24 protein-coding genes are annotated in these 24370 nt (G+C 72.2%); 9 read left to right on the top strand and 15 right to left on the bottom strand.

The window, feature by feature from the left end; all coding sequences use genetic code 11:
* Positions 1–22 precede the first annotated feature (22 nt).
* The 3 genes from VQH23_RS13150 to VQH23_RS13140 all read left to right on the top strand — a co-directional run bounded on the left by VQH23_RS13150 (position 23) and on the right by VQH23_RS13140 (position 3508).
* Positions 23–1339 (top strand): aminotransferase class I/II-fold pyridoxal phosphate-dependent enzyme, encoded by a 1317-nt coding sequence (locus VQH23_RS13150; protein WP_338661186.1) that lies wholly within the window; start codon positions 23–25, stop codon positions 1337–1339.
* 89 nt (positions 1340–1428) lie between these two features.
* Positions 1429–2151: a formyltransferase family protein gene (locus VQH23_RS13145; RefSeq protein WP_338661185.1), complete on the top strand. Its 723-nt coding sequence runs from the start codon at positions 1429–1431 to the stop codon at positions 2149–2151.
* 94 nt (positions 2152–2245) lie between these two features.
* Positions 2246–3508, top strand: coding sequence for a capsular biosynthesis protein (locus VQH23_RS13140; RefSeq protein WP_338661184.1), 1263 nt, complete (start codon positions 2246–2248; stop codon positions 3506–3508).
* Positions 3509–3628: 120 nt separating this feature from the next.
* Here VQH23_RS13140 and VQH23_RS13135 read toward each other — a convergent pair whose 3' ends face one another.
* Together VQH23_RS13135 and VQH23_RS13130 are read right to left on the bottom strand one after the other, a co-directional pair.
* Positions 3629–4252, bottom strand: coding sequence for a PEP-CTERM sorting domain-containing protein (locus tag VQH23_RS13135; RefSeq protein ID WP_338661183.1), 624 nt, complete (start codon positions 4250–4252; stop codon positions 3629–3631).
* 399 nt (positions 4253–4651) lie between these two features.
* Positions 4652–6490 carry a hypothetical protein gene (locus VQH23_RS13130; RefSeq protein WP_338661182.1) on the bottom strand — a complete coding sequence of 613 codons (1839 nt, stop codon included), beginning with the start codon at positions 6488–6490 and terminating at the stop codon, positions 4652–4654.
* A gap of 46 nt (positions 6491–6536) precedes the next feature.
* Between VQH23_RS13130 and VQH23_RS13125 the strand changes: the two genes are divergently transcribed.
* Genes VQH23_RS13125 through VQH23_RS13105 form a run of 5 tightly spaced genes read left to right on the top strand, consistent with a single transcriptional unit; the run spans position 6537 to position 11432 of the window.
* A complete protein-coding gene (locus VQH23_RS13125; RefSeq protein WP_338661181.1) occupies positions 6537–7043 on the top strand; it encodes a hypothetical protein in 507 nt (168 codons plus the stop codon).
* Complete coding sequence (locus VQH23_RS13120; protein WP_338661180.1) at positions 7040–7867, top strand: ABC transporter permease; 828 nt, start codon at positions 7040–7042, stop codon at positions 7865–7867. Before VQH23_RS13125 ends, VQH23_RS13120 begins: the two co-directional genes overlap by 4 nt.
* 17 nt (positions 7868–7884) lie before the next feature.
* Positions 7885–8535 carry an ABC transporter ATP-binding protein gene (locus tag VQH23_RS13115; RefSeq protein ID WP_338661179.1) on the top strand — a complete coding sequence of 217 codons (651 nt, stop codon included), beginning with the start codon at positions 7885–7887 and terminating at the stop codon, positions 8533–8535.
* Positions 8504–9688, top strand: a complete 1185-nt coding sequence (locus VQH23_RS13110) for a capsule biosynthesis protein (RefSeq protein WP_338661178.1) — start codon at positions 8504–8506, stop codon at positions 9686–9688. The genes VQH23_RS13115 and VQH23_RS13110 overlap by 32 nt, the downstream gene beginning before the upstream one ends.
* Positions 9678–11432, top strand: a complete 1755-nt coding sequence (locus VQH23_RS13105) for a polysaccharide biosynthesis/export family protein (RefSeq protein ID WP_338661177.1) — start codon at positions 9678–9680, stop codon at positions 11430–11432. Before VQH23_RS13110 ends, VQH23_RS13105 begins: the two co-directional genes overlap by 11 nt.
* A 105-nt stretch (positions 11433–11537) precedes the next feature.
* Here the strand turns inward: VQH23_RS13105 and VQH23_RS13100 are convergent, their stop codons facing one another.
* From VQH23_RS13100 to andAc, 11 genes are all read right to left on the bottom strand, one after another.
* Positions 11538–12893 carry a DUF1800 domain-containing protein gene (locus tag VQH23_RS13100; RefSeq protein WP_338661176.1) on the bottom strand — a complete coding sequence of 452 codons (1356 nt, stop codon included), beginning with the start codon at positions 12891–12893 and terminating at the stop codon, positions 11538–11540.
* Between the two features lie 185 nt (positions 12894–13078).
* A complete protein-coding gene (locus tag VQH23_RS13095) occupies positions 13079–13777 on the bottom strand; it encodes a class I SAM-dependent methyltransferase (RefSeq protein WP_338661175.1) in 699 nt (232 codons plus the stop codon).
* A 137-nt stretch (positions 13778–13914) separates the two neighbouring features.
* Entirely contained in the window at positions 13915–15057 is a 1143-nt protein-coding gene (locus VQH23_RS13090) for a UDP-galactopyranose mutase (RefSeq protein WP_338661174.1), read from the bottom strand.
* 40 nt (positions 15058–15097) lie between these two features.
* Positions 15098–16066, bottom strand: coding sequence for a hypothetical protein (locus tag VQH23_RS13085; RefSeq protein ID WP_338661173.1), 969 nt, complete (start codon positions 16064–16066; stop codon positions 15098–15100).
* Positions 16067–16119: 53 nt separating this feature from the next.
* The gene (locus VQH23_RS13080) at positions 16120–16866 is read right to left on the bottom strand and encodes a hypothetical protein (RefSeq protein WP_338661172.1); all 747 of its coding nucleotides are present in this window, start codon (positions 16864–16866) and stop codon (positions 16120–16122) included.
* Positions 16867–16870: 4 nt separating this feature from the next.
* The gene (locus VQH23_RS13075; protein WP_338661171.1) at positions 16871–17569 is read right to left on the bottom strand and encodes a cytidylyltransferase domain-containing protein; all 699 of its coding nucleotides are present in this window, start codon (positions 17567–17569) and stop codon (positions 16871–16873) included.
* An 11-nt stretch (positions 17570–17580) separates the two neighbouring features.
* On the bottom strand, positions 17581–18261 hold the full coding sequence (locus VQH23_RS13070; protein WP_338661170.1) for an HAD family hydrolase: 681 nt from the start codon (positions 18259–18261) through the stop codon (positions 17581–17583).
* 22 nt (positions 18262–18283) lie between these two features.
* Positions 18284–19843 carry an aldolase catalytic domain-containing protein gene (locus VQH23_RS13065; protein ID WP_338661169.1) on the bottom strand — a complete coding sequence of 520 codons (1560 nt, stop codon included), beginning with the start codon at positions 19841–19843 and terminating at the stop codon, positions 18284–18286.
* Positions 19844–20128: 285 nt separating this feature from the next.
* Positions 20129–20437, bottom strand: coding sequence for an anthranilate 1,2-dioxygenase ferredoxin subunit AndAb (andAb, locus tag VQH23_RS13060; protein WP_338661168.1), 309 nt, complete (start codon positions 20435–20437; stop codon positions 20129–20131).
* 20 nt (positions 20438–20457) lie between these two features.
* Positions 20458–20931 carry an anthranilate 1,2-dioxygenase small subunit AndAd gene (gene andAd / locus VQH23_RS13055; protein WP_338661167.1) on the bottom strand — a complete coding sequence of 158 codons (474 nt, stop codon included), beginning with the start codon at positions 20929–20931 and terminating at the stop codon, positions 20458–20460.
* Complete coding sequence (gene andAc / locus VQH23_RS13050; protein ID WP_338661166.1) at positions 20928–22220, bottom strand: anthranilate 1,2-dioxygenase large subunit AndAc; 1293 nt, start codon at positions 22218–22220, stop codon at positions 20928–20930. The genes andAd and andAc overlap by 4 nt, the downstream gene beginning before the upstream one ends.
* Between andAc and VQH23_RS13045 the strand changes: the two genes are divergently transcribed.
* On the top strand, positions 22209–23036 hold the full coding sequence (locus VQH23_RS13045) for a PIG-L family deacetylase (protein WP_338661165.1): 828 nt from the start codon (positions 22209–22211) through the stop codon (positions 23034–23036). The two genes, andAc and VQH23_RS13045, sit on opposite strands and share 12 nt — an antisense overlap.
* On the opposite strand, the gene VQH23_RS13040 is transcribed toward VQH23_RS13045, so the two are convergent.
* Positions 23037–23993, bottom strand: a complete 957-nt coding sequence (locus tag VQH23_RS13040; protein WP_338661164.1) for an AraC family transcriptional regulator — start codon at positions 23991–23993, stop codon at positions 23037–23039.
* A gap of 58 nt (positions 23994–24051) precedes the next feature.
* Entirely contained in the window at positions 24052–24339 is a 288-nt protein-coding gene (locus VQH23_RS13035) for a hypothetical protein (RefSeq protein ID WP_338661163.1), read from the bottom strand.
* Positions 24340–24370 lie beyond the last annotated feature (31 nt).

Here is a 24370-nt window from a genome sequence, read left to right as displayed (position 1 = left end):
TGGCGGGCATGAGGACACGCGCTTGAACCAGGGTCTCGGCCTCTCCGCCACCGCGCGCCTGGCGCTGCTGAACCGCCTGTCCAAGCGCCGTGCGCGGCAGGAGGAGAGCGGCGCCGGCGACGGCCGCTCCTTCAGCGACGTGCCGGGGCTGCGCGACTTCGAGCTGCTGAAGACGGCGATGGAGGCGCTCGACCTTCCCAACCCCTTCTTCCGCCCGCACCAGGGCGTGGCCGGCGCCACCACGACGATCGGGAACGAGGAGTACCTGAACTTCTCCTCCTACAACTATCTCGGGCTGAACGACGATCCGCGCGTGAAGGCCGCGGCCCACGCCGCGATCGAGCGCCACGGCGTCTCCGCCTCCGCTTCCCGCGTCGTCTCGGGGGAGCGGCCGCTGCACGCAGAGCTGGAGGGCGCGCTGGCCGCGCATTACGGGGCGGAGGACGCAATCACCCTCGTCTCCGGCCACGCCACGAACGTGACGGTGATCGGCCACCTGATGGGCCCGCGCGACGTGATCCTGCACGACGCGATGATCCACAATTCCTGCGTGGAGGGCGCCCGCCTCTCCGGCGCCCGCCGCATCGCCTTCGCGCATAACGACGCGGCGGCGGCGGAGCGGGAGCTGGCCGCCGCGCGCCGCGGCGCCGGCCGGGCCCTGATCCTCGTCGAGGGCCACTACTCCATGGACGGGGACGTGCCCGACCTCGCCCGCTTCATCGAGATCGCCCGCCGTCACGACGCCTGGCTGATGGTGGACGAGGCGCACTCCATGGGCGTGCTCGGCGCCACCGGCCACGGCATCGCGGAGCTGCAGGGCGTGGACCCGGCGGGCGTGGACATCTGGATGGGCACGCTCTCCAAGACGCTCTGCTCCTGCGGCGGCTACGTCGCGGCGCGGCGGCAGCTGATCAACTGGCTGCGGCACACGGCGCCGGGCTTCGTCTACTCCGTCGGCCTCGCGCCGGTCCTCGCGGCCTCCGCCCTGCAATCCCTCAGCATCCTGCACGAGGAGCCCTGGCGGGTCGCGAAGCTCAACGCCAACGCCGCCCGCTTCCGGGACGGGTTGCGGGCGCGCGGGCTGGATGCCGGGGCCTCCGCCGGGCACGCCATCGTGCCGCTGATGACCGGCTCCTCCGTCCGCGCCGGCCGCCTCTCCGCCGAGCTGTTCGAGCGCGGGGTGAACGTGCAGCCCATCACCTTCCCCGCCGTGCCGGAGCGCGCCGCGCGGCTGCGCTTCTTCCTCACCGCCGCGCACACCGAGGCGCAGATCGACCGCACCCTCGACATCGTGGCGGAGACGGCAGCGGGCGTCGCACCGGCCGAGGTGGCGGGCTGACGGCCCCTCTCCGCGTTGCCCTTCTCACCCTCGGCAGCGCGGCGAGCAGCGAGGCCGTCGCCAGGTTCCTGGATGCCCATGGCGACGCCGTGGTCCTGCTCGGCCTTTCCAACCCTTATCGGCGCGCGGTCGGCGGCGTGCTGGGCCAGGGCTGGCGGCATCTCCGGCGCTCCGGGCCGCGGCTGCTCGCCTATCTCGTGGTGAACATGGCCCTGCCGCGCTTCGCCACCGCGCTGGCGCGGGGCGCAGGGTCCCTTGCGGCGCGGGCGCGGGCGCGGGGCATCCCCGTGGCCGCCGTGGAGGACGTGAACGGCCCCGCCTTCCACGCCGCGCTGCGCGCCGCCCGGCCGGACCTGATCCTGACCTTCCACTTCGACGGCATCCTCTCCGCCGACACCATCGCCCTGGCCCCGGGGGGCGGGATCAACGTCCATCCCTCCCTGCTGCCCCGGCACCGCGGCCCGATCCCGACCTTCTGGGCGGAAATGGAGGCTGAGCCGGCCCACGGCGTCACGATCCACCGCCTCGTGCCGCGGATCGATGCCGGGGCGGTCCTGGCGCAGCGCGAGGTCGCCCTGCCGGCCGGCATCACCGCCTCCGAGGCCGCGCGGCGGCTGCACCGGGCGGCGGTGCCCCTGGCCGGTGAGGTGCTCGCCGCCCTCGCGGCCGGCACGGCAGCGGAAACGCCCGCCGGGGCGCCCCTGCCCTACCGGCCCTTCCCGGATCGCGCGGCCCTGCGCACCGCGCGGCAGCGCGGGGTGCGCCTGCTGGACCTGTCCGACATCCGCGCGGCCCTGCGGATCAGGGCCTGAGCCTGCCCGCGGAGGTCCCCCGCCCCCGCCGCGCAACCCCGCCTTCCAAACCCATGCCATTGCGCCGCCGGGCGGGGCTGCATATGGATCGGGCGTGCCCGAGGCCATGACGAACACCGGGAATCGGCGGCAGTTCCTGTTCCTGCAGGGCCCGATCAGTCCTTTCTTCCCCATGCTCGGCGCGCGGCTCCGCGCGCTCGGCCACGGCGTGCACCGGATCAACCTCTGCCTCGGCGACAAGCTCTTCTGGCGCGGCGGCGGGGCGCTGGACTACCGGGGGCGGCCGGAGGACTGGCCGGCCTTCATCGCGCGCTTCCTGGAGGAGCGCGGCATCACCGACATCCTCCTCCTCGGGGAGCAGCGCTTCTACCACCGGGAGGCCATCGCGGCGGCCCGGGCGCGCGGCATCGCCGTGGTGGCGACCGATTTCGGCTACCTCCGCCCGGACTGGATCACCTTCGAGGCGGAGGGGATGAACCGGGAGAGTCGCTTCCCCCGCGACCCCGCCGCCATCATCGCCCTGGCGGAGACCCTGCCCCCGCCCGACATCGGCGAGCGCTACCGCGACAGCTTCCGCAACCAGGCCGCGCTGGACGTGGCCTACAACCTCATCTCCCTGCTGCCGGGCTTCTTCCCGCGCTACCGCAGCCACCAGATCTACCACCCCATCCAGGTCTATCTCGGCACCCTGTCCAGGATTCTTACGCGACGCCGCGCGAACCGGGAGGCGAACGGCATCCTGTCGCGGCTGCAGGGGCGCGGGCCGCTCTTCCTCATGGCCATGCAGATGGAGACGGACTTCTCCGTCCGCGCCTACTCCGCCTACCCCGACCTCGACACGGCGATCGAGGAGGTGACGCGGTCCTTCGCCGCCCACGCGCCGCCGGAGGCGCAGCTCCTCGTCAAGGTCCACCCGCTGGACCCCGCGATGAAGAACTGGCGCCGGCGGGTGCGGCGCATCGCGGAGCGGGCGAAGGTGCCGGACCGGGTCCACTACCTCGGCGGCGGCAGCCTCGGCGCCATCACCGAGAGCGTGCAGGGCGTGGTGACGATCAACAGCACCGTCGGCCTGCGCGCCATCCTGGACCACCTACCCACCCACGCGCTGGGCGACGCGATCTACAAGATCCCGGGCCTGGTCCATGGCGGCCCGCTGGACAGCTTCTGGGCCGAGGGGCGCCCGCCGGAGCCGGAGTTGCGGGAGGCCTTCCTGCGGGGCATCGCCCACTGCCTTCACCTGCGGGGCGTGTACTACGCGCGCCCCGGCCTGGACGCGGCCGTGGAGGCCGCGGCGCAGCGGCTGCACCACGGCCTGATCAACCAGCCCGTAGTGGATTCGCCCGCCGTCCTGTTCTGACTTGGACAAGGGCCCGTTCACCCCGGGTGGGCGGGGGAGCATGCTCCCCCGCCCCTGCCGCACGGCGCCGTCAGCCGCGGGGGAAGAGGGCCCGCGGGTGGCGGCGCGTGGAGGGCGGGCTCAGGCCCGCTTCCACCGCCGGATCAGGCCCAGGCCGAGCAGGCCCGTGCCGAGCAGGGTGAGCGACATCGGCTCCGGCACCGCGACGGTGCTGGCGTTGCTCGTGAAGGTGAACTGAACGCTGTTCGCCATGCCGCCCTGCGAGCTCGTCGCCAGCGAGAAGCGCCCGGTGCTGGCGTCGGCGGGAACACCGTTGGTGAAGGCGGCGGAGCCGGAGACCGTCACGCTCGTGCCGAGCGGGGAACGGGTGAAGAGCGCGTCCACGAAGCTGAGGACGATGGAGCTGTTGGAGCCGAAGCTGATGAAGGGGTTGGAGGTGTAGGGGTTCGCGACGTTGTTCGCGCCGAGCGAGAGGTCGGCGATGCTCGCGAGCGTGCCGTCCAGCGACACGAAGCTGCCGGTGGCGTTCCCGACGAGGGCGGTGCCGTTGGTGCCGTAGCCATTCCCGGACGCGCCGAAGGCGGCGCCGAAGTCGAGCCCCGTGGCCGTCGCGGCGGTCTGCGAGCCGCCGACGTAGCTGCCGCTGAAGGACGCGAGGGAGAAGGAGCCGGTGATCGGCGCCGCGGCGGCGATCCCGGTGGTGGCGGCCGCGAGGACGGCCGCGAGGAGCAGGCGCTTGATCATGCTGAACATTCCTGTCGATGGGTTACGGGGTAGCGACAGGATCAACAGCAACGCCCGTGCCATGAAAAATTCCCAATGGAGTCAGTTCTTTACAGTCACACGATGGCGTGACCGCCGGCGGATGTAAAAAGTCACGACTTTTGCCGCGAGCCAATTCGTTTCTTATTTGCATCGTTACACGAGCGCACGATTGACGGCCGGGTAGCGCCCGCAGGAATGTCCAGGGCGGGTGCTCAGCCCCTGCCGGAACGACTTGCGGCAGGGACCCGGGTCGGCAGCGGCGGTGATGCAACCACCGCCGCTTCGCCCCTGGCACCCCTACCGAACAGCGGCCGGCGGCGGTGACGGCGCGGGACCGCCGGGCCGGGCACCCGGGCGTCGCGGGCCGCGCGAGGCCTGCTAGCGCCTGCCGCCGATCCGGGACAGCAACCCGCGGACGAAGCCCTCGATGCCGCGGTGAATGGTCAGGGGGGAGACGCGCCAGGCCTCCGGCTCGTCCAGCCGGTCCAGCATCACCTCCGGGGGGCAGGGCAGCAGCGTCACCGGGTCCAGGTAGCGCGGGTAGAGGATAAGGGCGGCGGCCACCAGCTCGTCCAGGGTGCGCGCCGCGCCGCGCCGCCCGGGTGGCAGGGGGGCACGGTCCTCCGTCAGCCCCCAGCCGGCGTAGAAGGGCTGGCCCCAGCATGTCACGGACACCCCGCGCAGCAGCGCCTCGAAGCCGGAGAGGGAGGTGAGAGTGTGGAGCGCGTCCACCGTCGGCAGCAGCGCGGGCAGGGGCACGCCGCCCACCACGGCGTCCGCCAGCCCGGCCAGGTCCGCCGCCCGCAGGCGCCCCCGGCGGAACCCCGCCTCCAGGTCGGGGTGGGGCTTGTAGAGGATGAACGCCTCCGGCTCCGCCGCCCGCACGGCCCGCAGCAGGTCGAGGTTGGAGCGGATAGCGCCGCCGCCGAGGCGGACGGAGGCGTCGTCCTCCACCTGCCCGGGCACCAGCACCGCGCGCCGGCCCTCCGGGACCGCCGGGAGGGCCGCCTCGGTCCGCAGGTTGTACTTGGAGATGCCGCGCGCCACGACCGCCGCCCGCAGTGCGGCGGCGCGGGCCAGCAGCGCCGGCGGGAAGTCCCCCTCCGCCAGGATCGCCTCCAGGGAGGAGGGCTGGCGCGGGTCGTAATAGGCGCCGCGCGCGTCGAGGCTGTAGGAGGCACCGGGCAGGAAGCGCGCCCCGAGCCCGCGGGAGCGGATGAAGCCGTCCTCCAGCAGTCGCAGTTGCACCCCGCCGCGCCGGATCGCGGCCGCCTCCGCGTCCGGTAGAGAAGCCGCCCAGGCAACCACCGCGCCGCCCTCCGCGAGGGCGCGTTCGGCGGCGCGGGCGGCGCTGGGCTCGAAGGCCGGCGCGCCGCCCTCATGCGCCAGCAGCGCGGCCACCTGCCGCCGCTTCCAGCGCGCGATCCCGGTGCAGGCGGAGACGCCCCGGTTGGACCGTTCGGCCGCCGCCCAGTCCGCCAGCAGCGCCAAGCCCTCCGCCCGGCTCCAGGGGCGGCGGCGGAAGGGGTCGGCGGCGCGCAGCCGGGCTAGCAAGGGCGGCAGCCGCGCCCCGGCCAGGTCGTGCGGCACCCCGGCGGCCTCGGCCAGCGCCGCGGTGTGGGGGTCGGCGCCGTGCAGCCGCGCCGCCGCGTCCAGCAGCGTCCAGGGCGAGAGGGGCTGCGGCAGGGTCCAGGCCCCCGCGATGCCCCCCAGCACGGGCGCGGCGGCGCGGTCCGCGAAGGGGTGGCGCGCGACGAGCAGGGGGAGGCCGGAGGCGCGCGCGGCGGCCAGGGCCGCCCGCGCCGCCCCCGCGCGGGCGGGGTCGCAGGGGTCCAGCACCAGCGCCGCCGCCCGCGCCTCCAGGGCGAAGGCGGCCGCCCCCGGGTCCGGCAGGCCGGGCGGGCCGCCGATCCGCCCGCGCGCGATCAGCGCGGCCAGGGCCTCAGCCTCGCCCTCCGCCAGGGGCGGGGCGCCCTCGGCCAGCAGCAGGGGCGGCGCGCTGCGGCCGGCGAAGCGCGGCGGCGCGAAGGGGGCGAGGGAGAAGGGCAGCGCGGCACCGGCCGTGGCGGCGCCGCCCTCCTCCGCCACGGCGAGGGCGCCGGGCGTGCCGTGCGGCACCGCTTCGCGCTCCGGCCAGAACGCGGGCAGGTGCGGCCAGCGGGCGAGGAGCGCGGGCGGAAAGGCGAGCGGCGGCTCGGCGAATCGGGCCTGGACCATCGTGGGATGTTTTGCCTGCTGCGCCGCGATAGGCTAGACTGAGCTCATGACGCACGCCATGCCCAGCGGGGCAGCCACGGAGCCGTCCGGGGCGACCGCAAGGCCCGTTCCGGCCCGATCCCAGCCGCCGGCCACGCGCCGCGCCACCCTGCTTCTCGCCGTCCTGTCGCCGCTGGCCGCCCCCCTGGCCGCCTGCACGGCGGATCCGGGCCAGGGCAACTGGTGGAACCCCATCGGCCTCGCGCCCGCGCCCACCTCGCCCCCGCCGGCCACGGGGGTGGTGCTGCCGGTGCGGGCGGCCGATCCCATCGCCGCCTTCGCCGCCCGCGCCCAGGAAGGCCAGGCCGAGACCGTCTCCGGCAGCGGGGGCGTCACCACCGCCCGCCTCACCCGCGTGTACAACGCCGCCTCCGGCCGCGAGTGCCGCGAGGTGCAGTTCGGCTCCGCCGGCGTTCCCGGCGGCGCGCCCGGCGCCACCTACTGCAACGACCCGGCCCAGGGCTGGGTCGCGGCGCGCCCCCTCCTGCGCGGCGGAGCGGTCTACCGGCCGTGAGCGACATCGGCTTCGTTCCCACGCCGCCGGCCCGGCGGGAGCGGGGCCACTGGATCATCGAGGGCTTCGCCACCCAGCTCCGCGTGATCGGCGCCCTCGTCATGCGCGAGATGCAGACGCGCTTCGGCCGCAACAACGTCGGTTTCCTCTGGCTGTTCTTCGAGCCGCTCTTCCTCGGCCTCATGGTCGGGCTGCTGCACGCGGCACACGGGCGATCGATCCCGGGCGGGGTCAATCCCTTCCTCTTCAGCCTCGTCGGCTACGTGCCCTTCTTCATGTTCCGCGCCATCATCAACCGGGCGGGCAGCGCGCTGCACGCCAACCTCACTCTCCTTTTCCACCGCCAGGTGACGCCGGCGGACGTGCTGCTGGCCCGCAACCTGCTGGAGGCCGTCTCCGTCACCGGCGTGATCCTCATCGTCCTGACGGGCGGCGCCTGGCTGGCGAGCGTCTGGCCGGCGAACCCCGCCCTCGTCTTCTTCTGCCTTCTCCTCATGTTCATGCTCTGCAACGGTATCGCGATGTGCGTGGCCGCGATGGTGGCGCGCTGGGAGACGACGGACCGGCTGGTCCACCCCCTCACCTATCTCGCGATGCCGCTCTCGGGCGCCTTCTACGCCCTTCACTGGCTGCCCGCGCATTTCCGGGAAATCCTGCTGTGGAACCCGATGGTCAGCCTGCACGAGGGCATCCGCGAGGGCGTGTTCGGGGATGCCTTCCCCTCCTACTACGATCTCAACTACGTCGGCCGGTGCATCCTCGTCGTCAACCTGCTCGGCCTGCTCTCGCTCCGGACCGCCCGGCGCAAGCTTGAGATCTTCTGATCGGGGATGCGCCACCCATGGCCCTGATCCTTGAGAACGTCTGGAAGTCCTACCCTGTCCGCGGCGGGCGCCGGGACATCCTGAAGGGCATCAACGCCGTCGTGGAGCGCGGGGATGCCGTGGGCATCCTCGGCCGCAACGGCGCGGGCAAGTCCACCCTCATGCGGGTGATCTCCGGCGTGGAATCGCCCACCATCGGCCGCGTGCGGCGGGAGATGTCCGTCTCCTGGCCGCTCGGCTCCGGCTTCGGCCTCCAGGCCAGCCTCTCGGGGGCGGACAATGCCCGCTTCATCGCCCGCATCTACGGCCAGGACGTGAAGGAGACGCTCGACTTCGTGCAGGCCTTCTCCGAGATCGGGCAGTACTTCCACGAGCCGGTGAAGACCTACTCCGCCGGCATGATGGGCCGCCTGCTGATGGGCCTGTCCTTCGCCGTGAAGTTCGACTGCTACCTGGTGGACGAGATCATCTCCGCCGGCGACCAGCGCTTCGTCCAGCGGTGCCAGACGATGCTGGAGGACCGCCTGGGCAACGCCTCGCTCCTGATGGTCTCGCATTTCGCCGACCACATCAGGCAATATTGCCGCACCGCCGTCGTGCTCCGGAACGGCCTACTCGAGCTGTATGAGGACATCGATGAAGGTATCGCCGTCTATCAAAGCCTTTGAGGCCGGGCCGCAGGCCACGGCCGGCGTGTCCGTCCCGGCCCGGCGCCCCTCCGCCCTGGGCAAGACGCTGCGGAAGTGGCGCGGCTTCCTGCTGGCCGTGATCCTGCCGACCCTCCTCACCGCCATCTACTTCTACGGCTTCGCGGCCGGGCAGTACGTCAGCGAGGCCCGCTTCCTCGTCCGTGGCTCCGCAAGCGGCAGCCCCGGCTCCATCGGCGCGCTCGGCGCGGCCCTCGGGGGGGCCGGCTTCAAGCCGGCGCAGGAGGAAGCAATGGCGGTGCGCGACTACGTCAACTCGGAGGACGCAGTGCGCGAGGTGCGGAAGACCGTGGACCTCATCGCTATCTGGCGCCGGCCGGAGGCGGACGCCGTCGCGCAGCTCCGTGAGAACCCCAGCATCGAGGCGCTGACCCGCTACTACAAGCGGATGGTCACGGCGGAGTACGACCTCGAGTCCAGCAGCGTGACACTTCATGTCCGGACCTTCCGGGCGGAGGATTCCCAGGCCGTGGCCGAGGGGCTGCTCCGCGCCTCGGAGGATCTGGTGAACCGGCTGAGCGAGCGGCAGCGCGGCAACACGCTGCAGGACGCCCAGCGGGAGGTGGACATCGCGGAGCGCCGCGTGGCCGCCGCCATGGAGGCGGTGACCAGCTTCCGCCAGCAGGGCCGCGCCCTCGACCCGGCCAGCGAGGCGACCGCCAACATGACGACGGTGACCCAGATGGAGGCCGCCCTCGCCCAGGCCCGCGCCGAGCTGCGGGAGAAGAGCGGCTTCATGCGGGCGGACAATCCCCAAGTGGCGGTGGTCCGCAACCGCATCTCCGCGCTCGAGGGGCAGATCGCCAACGAGCGGCAGCGTCTGACCACGGGCAACCAGGCCGCCCCCACCCAGCTGGCCGGCTACGAGCGGCTGATGCTGGAGCGGGAATTCGCCGACAAGCAGTTCGCCTCCGCCGTCGGCAGCCTGGAGACCGCCCGCATCGACGTGGCGCGCCAGCAGCTCTACCTCGCGCGGATCACGCAGCCGCATGTGGCGGAAACCGCCCTCTATCCCAAGGCCGCCTACGCCGTGATCAGCGTTTTCGCCGTGCTCTGCGTGGTCTATGGCATCGCCTCCCTGATCCTCGCCGGATTCCGTGAACATGCAGCCTGAACACCGCGCCATGCGCGGGTGCGTCCTCGCCCTGGCCCTGCTCGGCCTGTTCTCCGGCGCCGCGCCGGCGCAGTCCCCGGGCGGGCCCCTGCAGCAGCCCGTCCCCGGCCGCCTGGGGCCCGTGCTGGCCCAGGCCGCGCCCGTGCAGGCGAACACGCTGCTGCCGGACACGAACTTCACCGCCCGCCAGGGCACGACGACGGCGGCCGAGGGCGGCGCGGTGGTGGCCGGGCCCCTGGGCGAGCCGCAGCGCGCCCCCGGGCCGGCCACCGCCGTCTTCGGCGCGGCCCTCTTCGCCCGCGGCGCCCCGGCGGCGGCCGACACGCCCAACCCCAACTACGTCATCGGCATCGGGGACCGCGTTTCCGTCCGCGTCTGGGGTGCGGTGGAATCCGAGGCGATCGGGCAGGTGGACGCCGACGGCAACCTCTTCCTGCCCTCCATCGGCCCGATCCGGATCGCCGGCACCCGCGCGGGCGACCTGCAGCGGGTGGTCGAGACCGAGGTGCGGCGGATCTACACCCAGCAGGTGCAGGTCTACGCCGTGCTGCTGGGGGTGAACCGCATCGGCGTCTTCGTCACCGGCTACGTGCGGAGCCCCGGCCGGCAGGTCGGCACGGGGATGGAGAGCGTGCTGGACTACCTGCTGCGCGCCGGCGGCGTGGACCCCGCCCGCGGGTCCTTCCGCAACATCGAGATCCAGCGCGGCGGCCGCACGGTGCAGACCGTGGACCTCTACCCCTTCCTGCTCGCCGGCCGCCTCACCCGCTTCCTGTTCCAGGAAGGCGACACCATCGTCGTCAACAAGCAGGGCGCGCTCGTCAGCGTCGACGGCGCGGTGCGCAACAACTACCTCTTCGAGGTACCCGGCCGCGCCATGCAGGGCGAGGAGCTGATCCAGCTCTCCGCCCCGCTGCCCGCCGCCACGAACGTGGTGGTGCGCGGTACCCGCAACGGCGCGCCCTGGTCCCGCTACACCACCGTGACGGAGCTGCGCCGCATCCCCCTGCTGGACCAGGACGTGGTGAGCTTCATCACCGACGCGCCGCCGCAGACCATCCGCGTCAGCATCGAGGGCAGCCGCATCGGCCCCTCCGTCCTCATCGCGGACCGCGACATCGGGCTGTGCCAGCTGCTGGACCACGTGGCGGTGAACCCGACGATGGCGGACACCGCCTCCGTCTTCCTCCTGCGCCCGAGCGTCGCTTCCCAGCAGAAGCGCACCATCGACGAGACGCTGGACCGGCTGGAGCGGCAGCTCTTCACCGCCACCTCCGTCACGACGGGCGTGGCGGAGATCCGCACGGCGGAGGCCGGGCTGGTCACCCAGTACATCTCCCGCGCGCGGCGCATCCAGCCGGAGGGGCGGCTCGTCGTCTCCGACGGCTCCGGCCGCTGCTCCGACACCCGGCTGATGGACGGCGACACCGTCGTCATCCCCGAGCGCAGCGAGGTGGTGCTGGTGGCCGGCGAGGTGACGGCGCCCCAGGCGATCCTGTGGCGCCCCAACCTGACGGTGGAAGACTATGTCGGCCAGGCCGGCGGCTTCACCCAGCGCGGCAATCTCTCCAACATCATGATCCGCCGCCCGAGCGGCGAGCTGGTGCTGGACCCGCAGGTGGGGCCACGCCCGGGCGACGAGCTGATCGCCCTGCCGCGCCTGGACCCGAAGGCCTTCCAGATCGCGCGAGACGTGCTGCAGCTGATCTACCAGACGGCGCTCTCGGCGCGGGTCTTCCGGTAGGGCCGCCGTCGCTCTGCTGGTCGGGAGGGGGGAGAGGCTCTCCCCCCTTTTCCGTCTAGGGCGGTTGCCGTGCGGTATGGCGGCCGACAACCCGGCCCGGGCCGATCAGCGGCGCTGGAATTCCGGTGAGAGCAGCAGGAGCGTGATGGCCTGCCGGCCATCCGCCGCCCGCTCCACCGCCCGCCGGGTCTCCGCGCTGGCGGCGGACCCGAGAGCGGTCTCGAGGACGGCGCGGGCATCGGTGCCCGGCGGCAGGCGGGCGGAGAGCTCCGAGGCCCAGTCCAGCCGGGTCTTGATCGCGTCCGGCGCGGCCCAGGCATCGTTCTCCGCCGGCCATCCCTTCGGGGCCGGCGCCCCCCAGAAGGGCTGCCCCATCGCCTGAAGGGCGCGGCCGGGGTCGGGCTGGCGCGGCAGGCCGCCGAAGAGGCGTGCGGCGGCGAGGAGCAGCTCAACCGGCGGCCGCACCTTGCGCGGCGGGCCCCAGGCCTCGTCGTCCGAGACGAGGGCGCGGGTGACGGCGCGGAGATCGCCGTCCGTGCGCCGGTACACCTCGGCCATCCGCGCCTCCAGGGCCGGAAGCCCTTCTCCGACGAAATGGCGGACCAAGCGGCGCGTGACGTGCCGGGCCGTGGCCGGATGGCGGGCCAGGTCCGAGAGGGCGGCGACGATCTGGCCAGGGCCGTCCGTCTCGTAGGTCTTGCCGAGGAGGGTCTTCGGGCCGGGCTCGTGGCGATCCGGGAAGAAGCCCACCCGCTCCGGGCGCCTCGGCGGCTCGCCCAGGTCGATACTCCAGCCCGTGAGGATCCTGGCGAGGGCGATCACGTCCTCCTGCGTGTAGCCGCCGTCCACGCCGAGCGTGTGCAGCTCCAGCACCTCGCGCCCGAGATTCTCGTTCAGGCCGCGCGGTCGCCGGGAGGCCCGGTTGAGGGCCGAGTTCGGTCCCACCGAGTTCCGGTTGTCGAGGTAGAAGAGCATCGCCGGGTGCAGCGTGACCCCGACCAGCATGTCCCGGAAGTTCCCGAGCATGTGCGGCCGGATGGCCTCGCGCTCCATGCTGCCGGCGAGGAAGCCGGTGAACCCGCCCGAGGTCGTGAAATGGTCCGACCAGTGCAGGGCCAGTCGCTCCGCCAGCGGCGCCCGCGTCTCGGCGGCGGTGGAGAGAAGCAGCGCCAGCTCCTGCGCGGCGACGGCGCCCGGGCGGGTAAAAGGGGTGCCGGGATCGGGCTCGCCGCGCCGCACGAGGGCGTTGCGCTCGTTGAGGATCCGCCGTCGCTCGGTCAGCAGGAAAAGGCCGGCGGCGGTATCGGCGGGGACCGTCTCCGGCAGTGCGGGCGGCGCGGGGGCGGTGGCGATCTGGGCGGCGACGTAGCCGCGGGGATCGGGCCGCGCGCGGGCGAGCTCGCCGGGCGCGGCGCCGAGGCCGAAGCGGTTGACGGCGGACAGCATGTCTGGGGCGGACAAGCGCTCTTCCCGTTCTGCGGTACGGGGCCAGGCACGGCCCATCGCCCCCACCCTATTCGTGGGGGAGAGGATGGGGCGGTTCAAGCACCGGATGCGGGATCGGCAGGAGCATCGGGGTAACGCGGCGAGCAAACGCCCCGCGCAGCGCGGTGCGGGGGGGGGGGGCGCCGGCCGCCGCGGGGCGCTTAGCCGGTGATCACGGCGCCGACCTGCTGCCCCTGCGGGGTCAGGCCGAAATACTCGTAGTTCAGGCCGGCCTCGGCGACGAACTCCTGGAACGCCCTAAACTCGTGATCGCGCCAACCCGGGTAGTTGAAGTACTCGTCGAAGACGATCACGGTGCCCGCCCGGATGCGGTCACGGCACTCATCGAAGATCGTCCTCGTGGAGGAGTAGAGGTCGCAGTCGACATGGAGCAGCCGGATGTCGCCGGGGTGCTCCCGCAGGAAGCCCGGCAGCGTCTCGTTGAACCATCCCACGACGAGCTCGACGTTCTCCGCCACGGCTGGCAGGGCGGTCGCGAAATGTCCCTTGCGGAACCGCCCCCAGTTCTCCGGCAGGCCCTCGAAGCTGTCGAAGCCGTAGACCGGGCCGGGGAAGAGCTCGGCGATGTGGTTGATGGACCGTCCCGAGAAGACCCCGAATTCCAGGACCAGGCCGGGCAGGGTCGCCTTTGCCGCGGCCTCGTTGAGGAGGGCCCGCTTGCTCCGGCAGCGCTTCGCATCGGCCATGTGGGAGGTTGCGTAGTTCGCCGAGTCCAGGCCGGCAGCGAATGCCGCGAGGCGGTCCAGGTCGAAGTCGCCCCGCCTGCGATAGATCGGCGCGAGCAGCGCTTCCAGCTCGGCCGCCGGATCGACCGCCGTCGGTGCGTTGTCGGCCACCATGCCCAGCCTCCCTGTTCCGGAGCCTGAGCCTAACAACCGCCCATCGAACGGCACAACTTTAGGTTGTTTAATCTTCGCCAGGGGCCGGCCGGACGGCCTGGAACCGCAAGAGCAGGTCCGGCCGGCCCCTTGCGCCCTCAGCCCTGGCGCTCCGCCAGGAAGCGCCGCACACCCATCAGCGACTGGTTGATGACCTGATCCATGTCCAGGTACTGGTAGGTGCCGCAGCGGCCGATGAAGCTCATCCGCTCCAGCTTCGCCGCCAGGGCCGCGTACTCCTTGTACTTCTCCTGGTAGCGCCCGTCCGAGGTCTTGACGGGGTAGTACCGCTCCTCGTTGTTGTCGCGGTAGTCGCAAGGCTCCTCCACCGTCACGGTGCGGCGGCCGGTGCTCTCCGCGCGGTGGTGGGGCAGCAGGTCCCAGTGCGTCTCGCGGGTGAAGGGGCCGGTGTCCGTGTAGTTCGTGACGGTCCAGTTCATGCCGGCGGGCGGCTCGCCCTCCACCGTGCGGTTGTGGAAGCGGATGGACCGGTAGGGAAGCTCGCCCAGGGAGCGGTCGAAGTACTCGTCGATCGCCATGCTGTTGAAGCAGTGGGTGTACGCGTCCTCCATCCCCTTCTCGTAGGAGACGCCGGTCTCCACGCGGATGTTCGGGTGGTCGAAGATGGAGCGGAAGATCGCGGTGTAGCCGTCGCGCGGCATGATCTGGTGCCGGTCGCCGGGGAAGTAGCGGTCCTCGCGGTCCGTCCGCAGGGGGATGCGCTTCACGACGGAGGCGTCCATCTCCTCCAGGTCCAGCCCCCACATCTTCTTCGTGTAGGGGCGGAAGAAGAGGTCGGTCAGCTCGCGCCCGATCTTGGAGTTGAGGTGCTCCGCCGCGTTCTGCGGGTTCTCGATCGGCAGCGCCGCCTCGGCCAGGGCCGCCTGCATCGCCGCCTCGTCCGGCAGGTCGCGGTGCAGCACGGCCTCCACCGTCTCCGCGTTCACGGGCAGCGGCACCAGCCGCCCGTCCGGCAGCAGGGCGCGCACCCGGTGCTCGTAGGGCACGAACTCCCCAAACTGCCGGATCCACTCCACCACGGCGTCGTTGTTCGTGTGGAACAGGTGGGGGCCGTAGCGGTGCACCCGCATGCCGTTGCCATCCACTTCGTCATAGGCGTTGCCGGCGATGTGCGTCCGGCGGTCGATCACGCGAACCGTCCAGCCCGCCTCCGCCAGGGTGCGCCCGTAGACGGCACCGGCGAAGCCGGCGCCCACGATCAGCGCGGTCTCTGCCGCCATTGTCTCTGTCTCCTTGATGCCGGATCGGGCGCGGGCCGCCTCAGGCGGCCTTCGTCGCCCGCGCCTCGGCTTGGTCCAGCCTGGCCTCGGTCTCCGCCAGCACGGCGGCGTCGTAGCCATAGCGCCGGAAATAGTCGAGGTCCTCGCGGAAGGCGGGGATGCGCCCGGTCTTGATCGCGATGTGCGCGGTCTTGCGGGCGTATTGCGGGAAGTCGAGCACGGGGTGCAGCAGCGCGGAGGCGATGGGCAGCCGCCCCTCGTGGTGGAGCACGCGGCTCTCCCGCGTGTTGAAGGAGACCTTGTCCACGCTGCCCGGCACCACCTCGTTCAGCGGCAGGCAGCGGAAGCGGCCCGCCGCCTCCATGGCGGAGGGGACGAAGTACTCGCAGTAGACGTTCTGCGACCCGTCGCTCAGCGGCGGCTGCGTCACCTCGCGCAGCCGCTCCGCGTAGAGGTGCCTGATCGCACGGCGCGAGAGGCCGATGATCGGGAAGATGCTCTTCCAGGCCTGCGCGAAGCGGTGCGGCCGCGGGTCGCGGCCCGGCGCCAGGCGGCGGTGGTTCGTCCCGACGAGGTCGAGGTCGGCCATCTCCGGGGAGCGCAGCGCCGCCGCCAGCCGGTGGAAGTAGTCGCCCCCCTTCTCCGCAAGCCCCACGTCGTACTCGATCATCAGGTAGAAGTCGTAGTCGGGGATCGCGGGGAAGGTGGCGTAGAACGGGTAGTCGCCGAGGTAGGCCATGGCGCGCGGCCGGTCCATGAGGAGGCCGATGGCGCGGCAGGCGTCCACGGAGTGCGGCACCTTGCGGTAGGGCGAGACGTCCAGCTCTCCGTTCGTCTCGTCCGCGGCGAAGTACACGTCCCACTCCGGCACGGCGGAGAGCTGGGCCGCCAGCTCCATCGCCTTGGCCGATCCCTTCAGGTGGGAGCGGAGGAGAACGGCGATCCGCCGCGGCTCGCCCGCGGCGCGCCCGGGACGCTCATCGGGTAGTTCGTCGGGTCGCTGAGCCATCATCCGTCCCGGCCCCTGGGGCCAGCCTCCTCTCTCATCCCGACCCGCGCGGGTCAGAGATAGTGGTGCCCCATGAAGGGCGCGTCGCGCCGCGCGCAGAACGTCAGCTCCGGCGCCAGCTTCGCCGTCAGCGCCTGCGCCGTCTCCGGCTTCAGGTCGTGGCGGAAGCGGCCGGGCATCACGTCCGATCCCTTCCAGGTGCCGCCCACCTTCACCCAGTCCGGGTTGTTGAACAGGTTCTCCGGCCGCTCCATCCGCAGGGCCTCCGCCACCTCCGACGGCGCGCGCCCGAAGGCTTGGCAGAGATTGTCCATCATGTAGTCGAAGGCGCAGCAGAGCTGGTTGTAGGAGGTCCAGGTGACCTGATCGCCGTTGGGCCCGTCCGACAGCCCGCGCAGCATGTTGTAGCTGCCCACGTTGTTGCGGCCCATCACGTAGCGATCGATCCCCTCCTCCTCCACCTTGCGGCGCTTGGCTTCCGCCACCTCCGGCGCGTCGTGCGTGTTGGGGTGCTGCAGGGCCCACCAGTACTGGTTGCACGCCAGGTCCCGGGGATCGCGGGAGTGGGCGATGACCTTGAAGGCCGAGACGTCCAGCGCCGTGTCCCAGTGCCGCGGGCCGCGGAACCAGTAGAGGAGGTTCGGCTCCGCCGCATTCAGATAGGTTGCACCGTCGCGCGGCTCCAGCGAGGCCGGGCCGTTCGCCGCCCGCAGCTTCAGGGCCTTGCCCCCGATCGCCTGGAGGATGCGCAGCATGGAGGCGGTGCCCGAGGTGGGCGTGCACACGAAGATATAGGCCATGGTGCTAACCCTCCCCGCCCCGCAGCCGCCACAGCTCGGCGGCGATCGCGAAGTCTTCCTCCCAGTCCACGTCCACGGTCCTGTCCTTCGGGATGATGTGCAGCAGCGGCGCGGCGCCGATGCGGTCGCCGCGCGCGCGGTAGGTCTCGGCGTCGGCGATGAAGATCGCGCTGTTCACCTCGTAGAGCGGCGCCAGCGTCTGCGTGCGCGGCCATTTCTCCGCCGTGCGGTCGTAGTTCACGGAGCCCTTCGCGTCCCAGATGAAGGTCCGCAGCTCCGTCACGCCCATCAGGCTGTCATGCGTGCCCGCCGCCCGCGCGGCGCGGTAGGCGTCGATGGCGGCCGCGTAGTCCGCCGCGCCGAAGAACGGGCTCGTCACATGGGTCCAGAGCACGTCGCCCTCCGGGATGACGGAGGGGAGATAGGCGATCACCTCGTCCGTGCTGGTGGCGGAGGAGCAGAGGTGGTCCGGCCGCCGGTCCATCCGCAGCTTGCCACCCGCGCGCGCCACCACCGGGGCCGCGATCGCCTCCACCTCCGGATCGTTGGTCGAGAGGAGGACGGTATCGATCGCGTCGCAGTTCAGCAGCTGGGCCAGCTTGATGCCGAGCAGCCCGTCCTTCCGGTCGGCGAAGGGGCGCGTGTTCTTGTGCGGCACGCGCTGGCTGCCGGCGCGGCAGGGAAGGAAGGCAGTGACGGGCATGGATTCCCTGTTCAGGCGTCGAGAAGCGCGGGCAGGCCGCGCAGGTCCCGGATCACGGGGAAGCCGCGCTCCGCGGCCAGGGCCCGCATCCGCGGCTTGGCGGTGGAGAAGTGGTCGGCATAGGCGAAGCGCGCGCCCACGGCATCGGCGGCCTTCAGGTCCGCCTCCGCGTCGCCGATGAACCAGACGTTGCCCAGCGGCGGCTCCCGCCCCATTTCCCGCGCGACGAGGTGCAGGTTCTCCGTCTTGGTGGCCGGGGAGCCGTGGATGGAGCGGAACAGCCCGGCCAGCCCCCGCTCCGCGAAGACATCCCGCAGCTCCGCCTCGTCGGAGCCGGAGACGACGAAGAGCGGGATGCCCCGCGTCGTCAGCCCGTCCAGCACGCCGCGCATGCCGGGGGTGGAGGCGCAGCGCGCGTAGCGCCCGCGCAGCAGCCGGGCGTAGGAGCCCACCAGGGCGTCCCGGTCGGCCGACTCCGGGCGGCTCTTCAGGTCCTCCCACCCCAGGAAGGCCTCGAACAGCCGGTAGCGGGAGGTGCCGAAATTCGCGACCTGATAGCGGGAGAAGCGGGCGATGTCCTCGGGGTGGAAGCCGTGCTCCCCCAGCGCCTCCCGGAACACCGCCGCCTTCAGCGTGTTGGAGACGAGGAGGACGCCGTCGCAGTCGAAGACGACGGCGGCGGGTTGCTTCACGGCCACGGGTCTCCCTCGGGCGTCAGGCGACTTCCGCGATCAGCCCGTGGATGGATCCCTGCCTCACCCGGTAGCGCGTGGGGGTGAGGCTGGAGAGCGCCACCCCCGCCGGATGCGCCGCGAAGGAGTCGAGCACGGCCTGCACCTCGCGGGAGAGCTCCTGCTCGGCCGCGGAGGCCGTGTCGTAGCCGTCGAAGCCGACGAGGAAGCAGCGCTTCGCCCCGAGCCCGAGCGCGGTGCCCAGCGCCAGCGCCAGCGGCGAGTTGTCCGAGACGGGGCCGAAATGCCCCTCATCCGTGTCGTAGGACTGGGCCTGCACCACGTGCAGCGCCAGCCCTTCCGGCAGGCAGCCCGGCACGCGCGGCGGGGCGGGGATCACCACGGCCGCCACGCGCTCCAGCGCCTCCGGCGGCGCGCGGAAGGCGTCGTGCCCGGGCAGGCAGAGGAGCTGCCGCCCGCCGATCCGCGAGGCGAGGTCGAGGTGCCGGGCGGAGGAGAAGATCACCGCCGGGTCATGCTGCGAGACCAGCCGCGCGATCGCATCCGCGTGGCGCTTCACGGAGGGGCCGCCGCCCACCAGCAGCACGTCCCCGGCCTTCATGCCGAGGGTGGCGACATCCGGGAAGACGGTCCGGTCCACCTCCTGCCCGCCCTGGCGCTGCAGCGCCTGGACGATGGACATGACGGAGTAGCGGTTCTTCGCCAGCCAATCCATCACGTCCTTCTGCGGCAGGTTGTTCGCGCCGGAGATCATGTAGGGCAGGTTCGTGCCCCAGCCCTGCTCGCGCTGCATCACCTCGAAGGGCGCGACCACGGCGGACAGCGCCTGGTGGTCCAGGGGGGCGTTCAGCCCTTCCCGGGCCAGCTGGATCAACACCGTCTCCGTGCGGGCATTGCCCGCGCCGCGGCCCATGCCGGTGAAGGTGCCGTCCACCACGTCCGCCCCGGCCTCGATCGCGGCCAGGGTGTTGGCGAAGGCGAGGCACATGTTGTCGTGCCCGTGGAAGCCGATGGTGAAGTCCGGCATCCGCGCCCGCAGCTCCTTGAAGAGCCGCGTCACCTCACCCGGTGTCACGCCGCCGTAGGAGTCCACGAGGGAGAGCGCGTCGTAGGCGTCCGGGCTCTCGATCGCCAGGCGGATGTGGTCGAGGTTGTCCTTGAAGGTGGACAGGTACATCACGTTGAAGCCGACCTGCAGCCCGAGCTTCTTCAGCTCCCGCGCGAGCGACAGGCCGTGGGGCAGCTGCGAGGGGGCGCAGGCGATCCGCACCATGTCGAGGATGTCCGCCAGCGGGCCGAACAGCGCCGGCACCCGCTCCGGCTCCACCGCCTTGGCGTCGATCATCACCAGCAGCTTCTGGTCCGGCCGCAGCCGCGCCTTCAGCGCCGTCAGCTTGTCGGCCGTCAGGAAGAAGTACTCGCCGTAGTAGCCGGGCAGGCGGTCGTTCACGTAGCCCACCTCGACATGGTCGATCGGCAGGCGCGAGACGCTGTTCAGATAGGTGTTCACCAGGCCGGGGTCGAAGTCCCACGACGTGTAGTACCCTCCGTCGCGAAACGTGCAGTCCAGAACCTGAACCATCGAGCCGATCCTTCCCGACCTAGTGCGGAACACCCAGGAATCCCTGACAGAGCCTACCGGGGGGCACCCCGTTCAGCAAGCAAGGCGGGCGCCGCGACACGGCAGGATCGGTGGCGGGACGATGACGTTCCGCCCGCAGCTGTTCACGGATTGGTGAGCGCCCGATGCCCTTCCGCCACCCCGCCGTGTCGTGGCGGCCCCGCGATGCGCCCTCCGGCCGGTACGGGGCCGCGCGGCGGGCCGCCACCGGCGCCGCGGCTGGCCCGCCATGCTGCCCCGCCCGCGCTAGATCTCCACCTCCACCCGGCCGTTCACCTCGCGCGCGGGGTAGCTGCGCACGCCCTCGGTGATCGGGGCGGTGCGCGGTTCGCCCGTGCGGATATCGACCAGCCCCTGGTGCAGCGGGCACTCCACGCAGCCATCCTCCACGAAACCGTCCGACAGCTTGGCGTAGCCGTGGGAGCACTGGTCATGGAGGGCGTGGACCTCCCCCTCCAACCGGAACAGCGCCACGGGCTGCCCGGCCACCACGCAGCCCAGAACCTCGTCCTCCACCACCGCCTCCGCCGCGGCGGCATCGTGCCATTCAGCCATGTCAGTCCTCGGGTTGGGCCTCAGATCGGAAAGGCGAGCAGCGTCTGCACCCGCAGCGTGTCGTAGATGCAGCGCTTCTCGCGGAAGCGCAGGCCGCCCTCCGTCCGCACCACGCGGTCCAGGTAGCGCCCGGCCTGGTAGATCGTGCTCTCCCCCTCAATGGAGGTGTTCACCACCACGTAGCTCGTGGTGACGGCGTACTCCCCACCCTCCTCCCGCCACTCCATGCCGGAGAGCATGTGGCGATAGGCCGGCTTCTCGTAGATGTTGGCGTGGCGCAGGGACAACACGCGGTCCCGGATCATGCCCGCGCTGTCGCAATGGATCAGCGGCGCCGGCAGCCCCGCCTCCTCGTTCTCGCGGGAGACGATCTCGTAGAGGCAGTTCTCCGTGAAGAAGCCCGGCCACTCCTCGATGCGGTCATTGTCGATCGCCGCCACGTAGCGGTCCTGCAGCTCCATCAGCTCCAGGCGGATCATCAGCCTCTCGCTCATTCGGCGATCCGCGCCGCCACGTCGAAGCCCATCAGCGTCCGATACCCCTTCCAGAACTCGCGGATCAGCTGCTCGGAGATCAGCGTGTCCCGCCGCTCCGGCGCGTCGCGCGACATGTCGATGACGGAGGTCAGCTCCGGGTCGCGGGCGGTGCCGCGCTGCACCAGCTCCGTCGCCTCCGTGTCCTCCATGGAGATGTAGCCCGCCGGCCCCACCAGGTTCGCCTGCTTGATCCGCAGCTTGCGCATCTCCGGCGTATCGTCCTCGTACCCGAAGAAGTGGAAGACCAGCTCGAAATGGTCCGGCCCCTTGGGCAGGATCTGCCGCGCCACCAGCGTGTTGTGGATCTGCTGGATGACAAGCTGCGGGAAGATCGGCTGGATCTGGTTCGTCGCCACCTCCTCGTACTCCTTTTCCAGCGCCAGGATGCTGTCATCCTCCAGCCGGAACCCCTCGTCGTAGGATCGGATGCCCTGCGCCTTGTAGTCGGCGCCGTTATCCTCCTCGTTCTTCATCACGAAGATCACGCTGTGCATCCCCGCCTTGGCATCCGGGATGCAGCGCGCCCTCATGCCCACGCGGAAGATGTTGAAGGTGGTGTGGAACAGGTGCAGCAGGCTGGCGTGGTAGGGGTCCTTCACGTTCTCGATGTAGAGCTTCCAGTTGCTGTCCGAGAACTGCCGGGTGCAGCCGAGATAGACCACGGGCTTGTGGAACACCCGGTCCACATAGGGCCGCATCTCCGGCCCGATATATGCCTCCAGCGCCTCCACCGTGTCGGAGAAGGTGGCGAAGACCAGGCCGCGATAGCTCTCCACCCGCAGCTGGCGCAGGTTGTGGCGCTTGGGGTCGAAGTCCTTCGGCATCCCCGTCGCGTCCTTCTGGCCGCGCCGGAAGGGCACGCCCTGCAGGTTGCCCTTCGTGCCGAAGCTCCACTGGTGATAGACGCAGGAGTGGGACAGCGCGTTGCCGCGCGGCAGGCGGCACACCACCGCGCCCCGGTGGGCGCAGCGGTTCACCCAGGCGGCCAGTGTCCCGTCCTCCGCCCGCGTCATCACCACGGGGGTGTCGCCGACATAGGTGCTCTTGTAGTCGCCGGGCCTCGGGATCTCCGCCTCCAGCCCCAGGAAGTTCCAGGTGGGGCCGCGATAGATCCGCTCCTGCTCCAGCGCGTAGATCTCGGCGCTGCTGAACACCTTGTAGGGCACGCGGGACCCGTCCTCGCGCGGGAAGCTCGCGAGCGGCGCCCCCTCGGGCGGCGGCGCGGCGTCGTGGGGATGCTGGTCCATCTCGGCTCCTCCGTCCTGCGGCACAACCTGCCGGAACCAGCCTGCCAGAAGCACGCGCCGGGCCACTATCCGCCCGCCGCAATCCCTGTCCGCCGGCCGCAGCGCCCCTTCCGCCCGGCACGCCCCTTGCCCTTCAATCCCGGCATGACGGACCCCGCCCCGCCCCTCGCCGGCCTGCTGGAGATCACGGGCGGGGAGAACGCCCTCGTCCTCGCCCTGCAGCCCGGCGACGAGAGCCTGGACTGCGGCGGCTTCATCGCGGAATCCTGCCGCCGCGGCCGCCCGCCCTTCGTCATGGTGCTGCAGGACGGCAGCGCCTCGCACCCTGGCTCCAACCTCTTCCCGCCGGACCGCATCGCCGCGATCCGGGAGAGGGAGACGCGGGCAGCGGTGCGCCGGCTGGGCCTGCGCGCCGACCGCCTGTTGATGGCCGGGCTGATCGACGGCCCCCTGCCGACGGAGGGCCCGGTCTTCGAGGGAGCAGTGCGCGGCATCGCCCTCGTCATGTGGGCGCGGGACTGCAACCTCATCCTCGCCCCCTGGCCAACCGGCGCCGCCCGCACCGCCGCCCACCGGATCGCGGCGGCAGTGGCCGCGGGCAGCGGCGTCGCCCATCTTTGCTACGCGCCGCCGCCCGGCGCGCCGCAGGATGGCTGGCGCCTGCCCATCCCGCAGGAGACGAAGCGGGAGGCGGTCGCCGCCCATGGAAGCCGGCTCGGCGGCCTCGTCCCCGACGACCCGGCGCCGCGCACCCCGCCCGCCCGCCTCGTCGCCGCCGAGCACGCCTTCGAGACGATCCTGCGCCCGCCGGCCTGACTACCCCCGCCGCCGCGTCTCCGAGGGCCTCTCCCCGAAGCGCGCCGCGTAATCCCCGGCGAAGCGGCCGAGATGGGTGAAGCCCACCGCCATGGCCGCCTCCGTCACCCCCTCCCCGCCCGCGCGCAGCCGCGCCCACGCCCGGTCCAGCCGCAGGTCGCGCAGGTGCCGCAGCGGCGTGGTGCCGAGGTGCCGGCGGAAGGCCTCGTGCAGCGTCCGCTCCGGCACGCCGGCGGCCGCGGCGATGTCGGCGAGGGTGAGCGGTTCCGCCGCGCGCGCCTCCACGCAGGCCAGGGCGCGGCGCAGGGCGGCCGGGCGCACCGCGTCCCGCGCGGGCGCCGCCTCCTCCTGCCCGGCCAGAAGCAGGCGCAGCAGCAATTGCTCGTAATCCGCCGCAACCGCCGGATCCTCTCCGGACAGCCGCACCGCCGCGGCATCCCCCGCCAGCCCGCGCAGCACGGAGAGCCAGGGCCGCAGCCGCGCGCTACGCAGGTCCAGCCGCGCCGCCAGCCGTCCCAACCGCCCGCCCGTGAAGGCGAGCAATCTCTCCCGGTCGATCCGCAGGATCAGCTGCTCGCAATCCGCCGAGAAGCGCCCGCTGAAGGGCTGCCCCGCCGGGCAGAGCGCCCCGGCCTCCGGCCCCACCGACAGCTCCGCCCCGCCCGCCCGCAGCACCGCCCCGCCGGAGAGGCAGAGGAGGACAAGGTGGTAGCCGTCCAGCGGCGGCACCTCGATGCGGGCCGGGCCGAAGGCGATGGTGCCCAGCCCCACCCCGCGCAGCCGCAGGAAATCCATGTGGAAGCGCGGCGCCGCCCTCTCCGCCCCTCTCTCCAGCCGGAGCGCGTGGGGCTGCATGACGCGGGAGATGCGCTCCCGCGCCTCCTCGGCATCGGAGGTCTCGAAGAGCCGGCATGCGCGCAGCGCCAGCCGGTCCGGCGGGGCGGGGTTGTCCAGCATGAGGGATCAAACTGACGGGACGTTCCGCCCGGCGCAAGAACCAAGGCCTGCCGGCGCCCTATCCGGCAACGGTCGCGACCCCGGCGATGCCCAGGAAGAAGAGGAGGATCATCGCGTAGGCGATGCAGAGGGCAACGGCCCAGCCCAGCCCCCGCCCCAGCGCGGCGAGAAGCAGCGCCAGCAGCGAGGGCGCGCCGAGGAGACCCGGTATCCAGAAGATCTCGTAGGCGTAGGGCCCTGACCAGTCCGTCACCTCCCGGAAGGTCTGCACGAGCAGCCACGCCGCCGGGGCGAACTCCAGGCCGGCAACGACGAGGACGGCGAGGCGGAGGCGTGCGCGGGACATGGAGGAGCGCCGGGCCTTGAGGTCGCGCACC

This window comes from Pararoseomonas sp. SCSIO 73927 (assembly GCF_037040815.1).
GTDB lineage: Bacteria > Pseudomonadota > Alphaproteobacteria > Acetobacterales > Acetobacteraceae > Roseomonas.
The sequence above is the reverse complement of the archived record's forward strand: the minus strand, read 5'-3'. Positions and strand labels throughout refer to the sequence as shown.

Coding starts and splice junctions, on each gene's coding strand:
- VQH23_RS13135 (WP_338661183.1), bottom strand. CDS start 4,252: ATGATCAAGCGCCTGCTCCTCGCGGCCGTCCTCGCGGCCGCCACCACC.
- VQH23_RS13130 (WP_338661182.1), bottom strand. CDS start 6,490: ATGGTCCAGGCCCGATTCGCCGAGCCGCCGCTCGCCTTTCCGCCCGCG.
- VQH23_RS13125 (WP_338661181.1), top strand. CDS start 6,537: ATGACGCACGCCATGCCCAGCGGGGCAGCCACGGAGCCGTCCGGGGCG.
- VQH23_RS13115 (WP_338661179.1), top strand. CDS start 7,885: ATGGCCCTGATCCTTGAGAACGTCTGGAAGTCCTACCCTGTCCGCGGC.
- VQH23_RS13110 (WP_338661178.1), top strand. CDS start 8,504: ATGAAGGTATCGCCGTCTATCAAAGCCTTTGAGGCCGGGCCGCAGGCC.
- VQH23_RS13105 (WP_338661177.1), top strand. CDS start 9,678: ATGCAGCCTGAACACCGCGCCATGCGCGGGTGCGTCCTCGCCCTGGCC.
- VQH23_RS13095 (WP_338661175.1), bottom strand. CDS start 13,777: ATGGTGGCCGACAACGCACCGACGGCGGTCGATCCGGCGGCCGAGCTG.
- VQH23_RS13090 (WP_338661174.1), bottom strand. CDS start 15,057: ATGGCGGCAGAGACCGCGCTGATCGTGGGCGCCGGCTTCGCCGGTGCC.
- VQH23_RS13085 (WP_338661173.1), bottom strand. CDS start 16,066: ATGGCTCAGCGACCCGACGAACTACCCGATGAGCGTCCCGGGCGCGCC.
- VQH23_RS13080 (WP_338661172.1), bottom strand. CDS start 16,866: ATGGCCTATATCTTCGTGTGCACGCCCACCTCGGGCACCGCCTCCATG.
- VQH23_RS13075 (WP_338661171.1), bottom strand. CDS start 17,569: ATGCCCGTCACTGCCTTCCTTCCCTGCCGCGCCGGCAGCCAGCGCGTG.
- VQH23_RS13065 (WP_338661169.1), bottom strand. CDS start 19,843: ATGGTTCAGGTTCTGGACTGCACGTTTCGCGACGGAGGGTACTACACG.
- andAb (WP_338661168.1), bottom strand. CDS start 20,437: ATGGCTGAATGGCACGATGCCGCCGCGGCGGAGGCGGTGGTGGAGGAC.
- andAd (WP_338661167.1), bottom strand. CDS start 20,931: ATGAGCGAGAGGCTGATGATCCGCCTGGAGCTGATGGAGCTGCAGGAC.
- VQH23_RS13045 (WP_338661165.1), top strand. CDS start 22,209: ATGCTGGTCCATCTCGGCTCCTCCGTCCTGCGGCACAACCTGCCGGAA.
- andAc (WP_338661166.1), bottom strand. CDS start 22,220: ATGGACCAGCATCCCCACGACGCCGCGCCGCCGCCCGAGGGGGCGCCG.
- VQH23_RS13040 (WP_338661164.1), bottom strand. CDS start 23,993: ATGCTGGACAACCCCGCCCCGCCGGACCGGCTGGCGCTGCGCGCATGC.
- VQH23_RS13035 (WP_338661163.1), bottom strand. CDS start 24,339: ATGTCCCGCGCACGCCTCCGCCTCGCCGTCCTCGTCGTTGCCGGCCTG.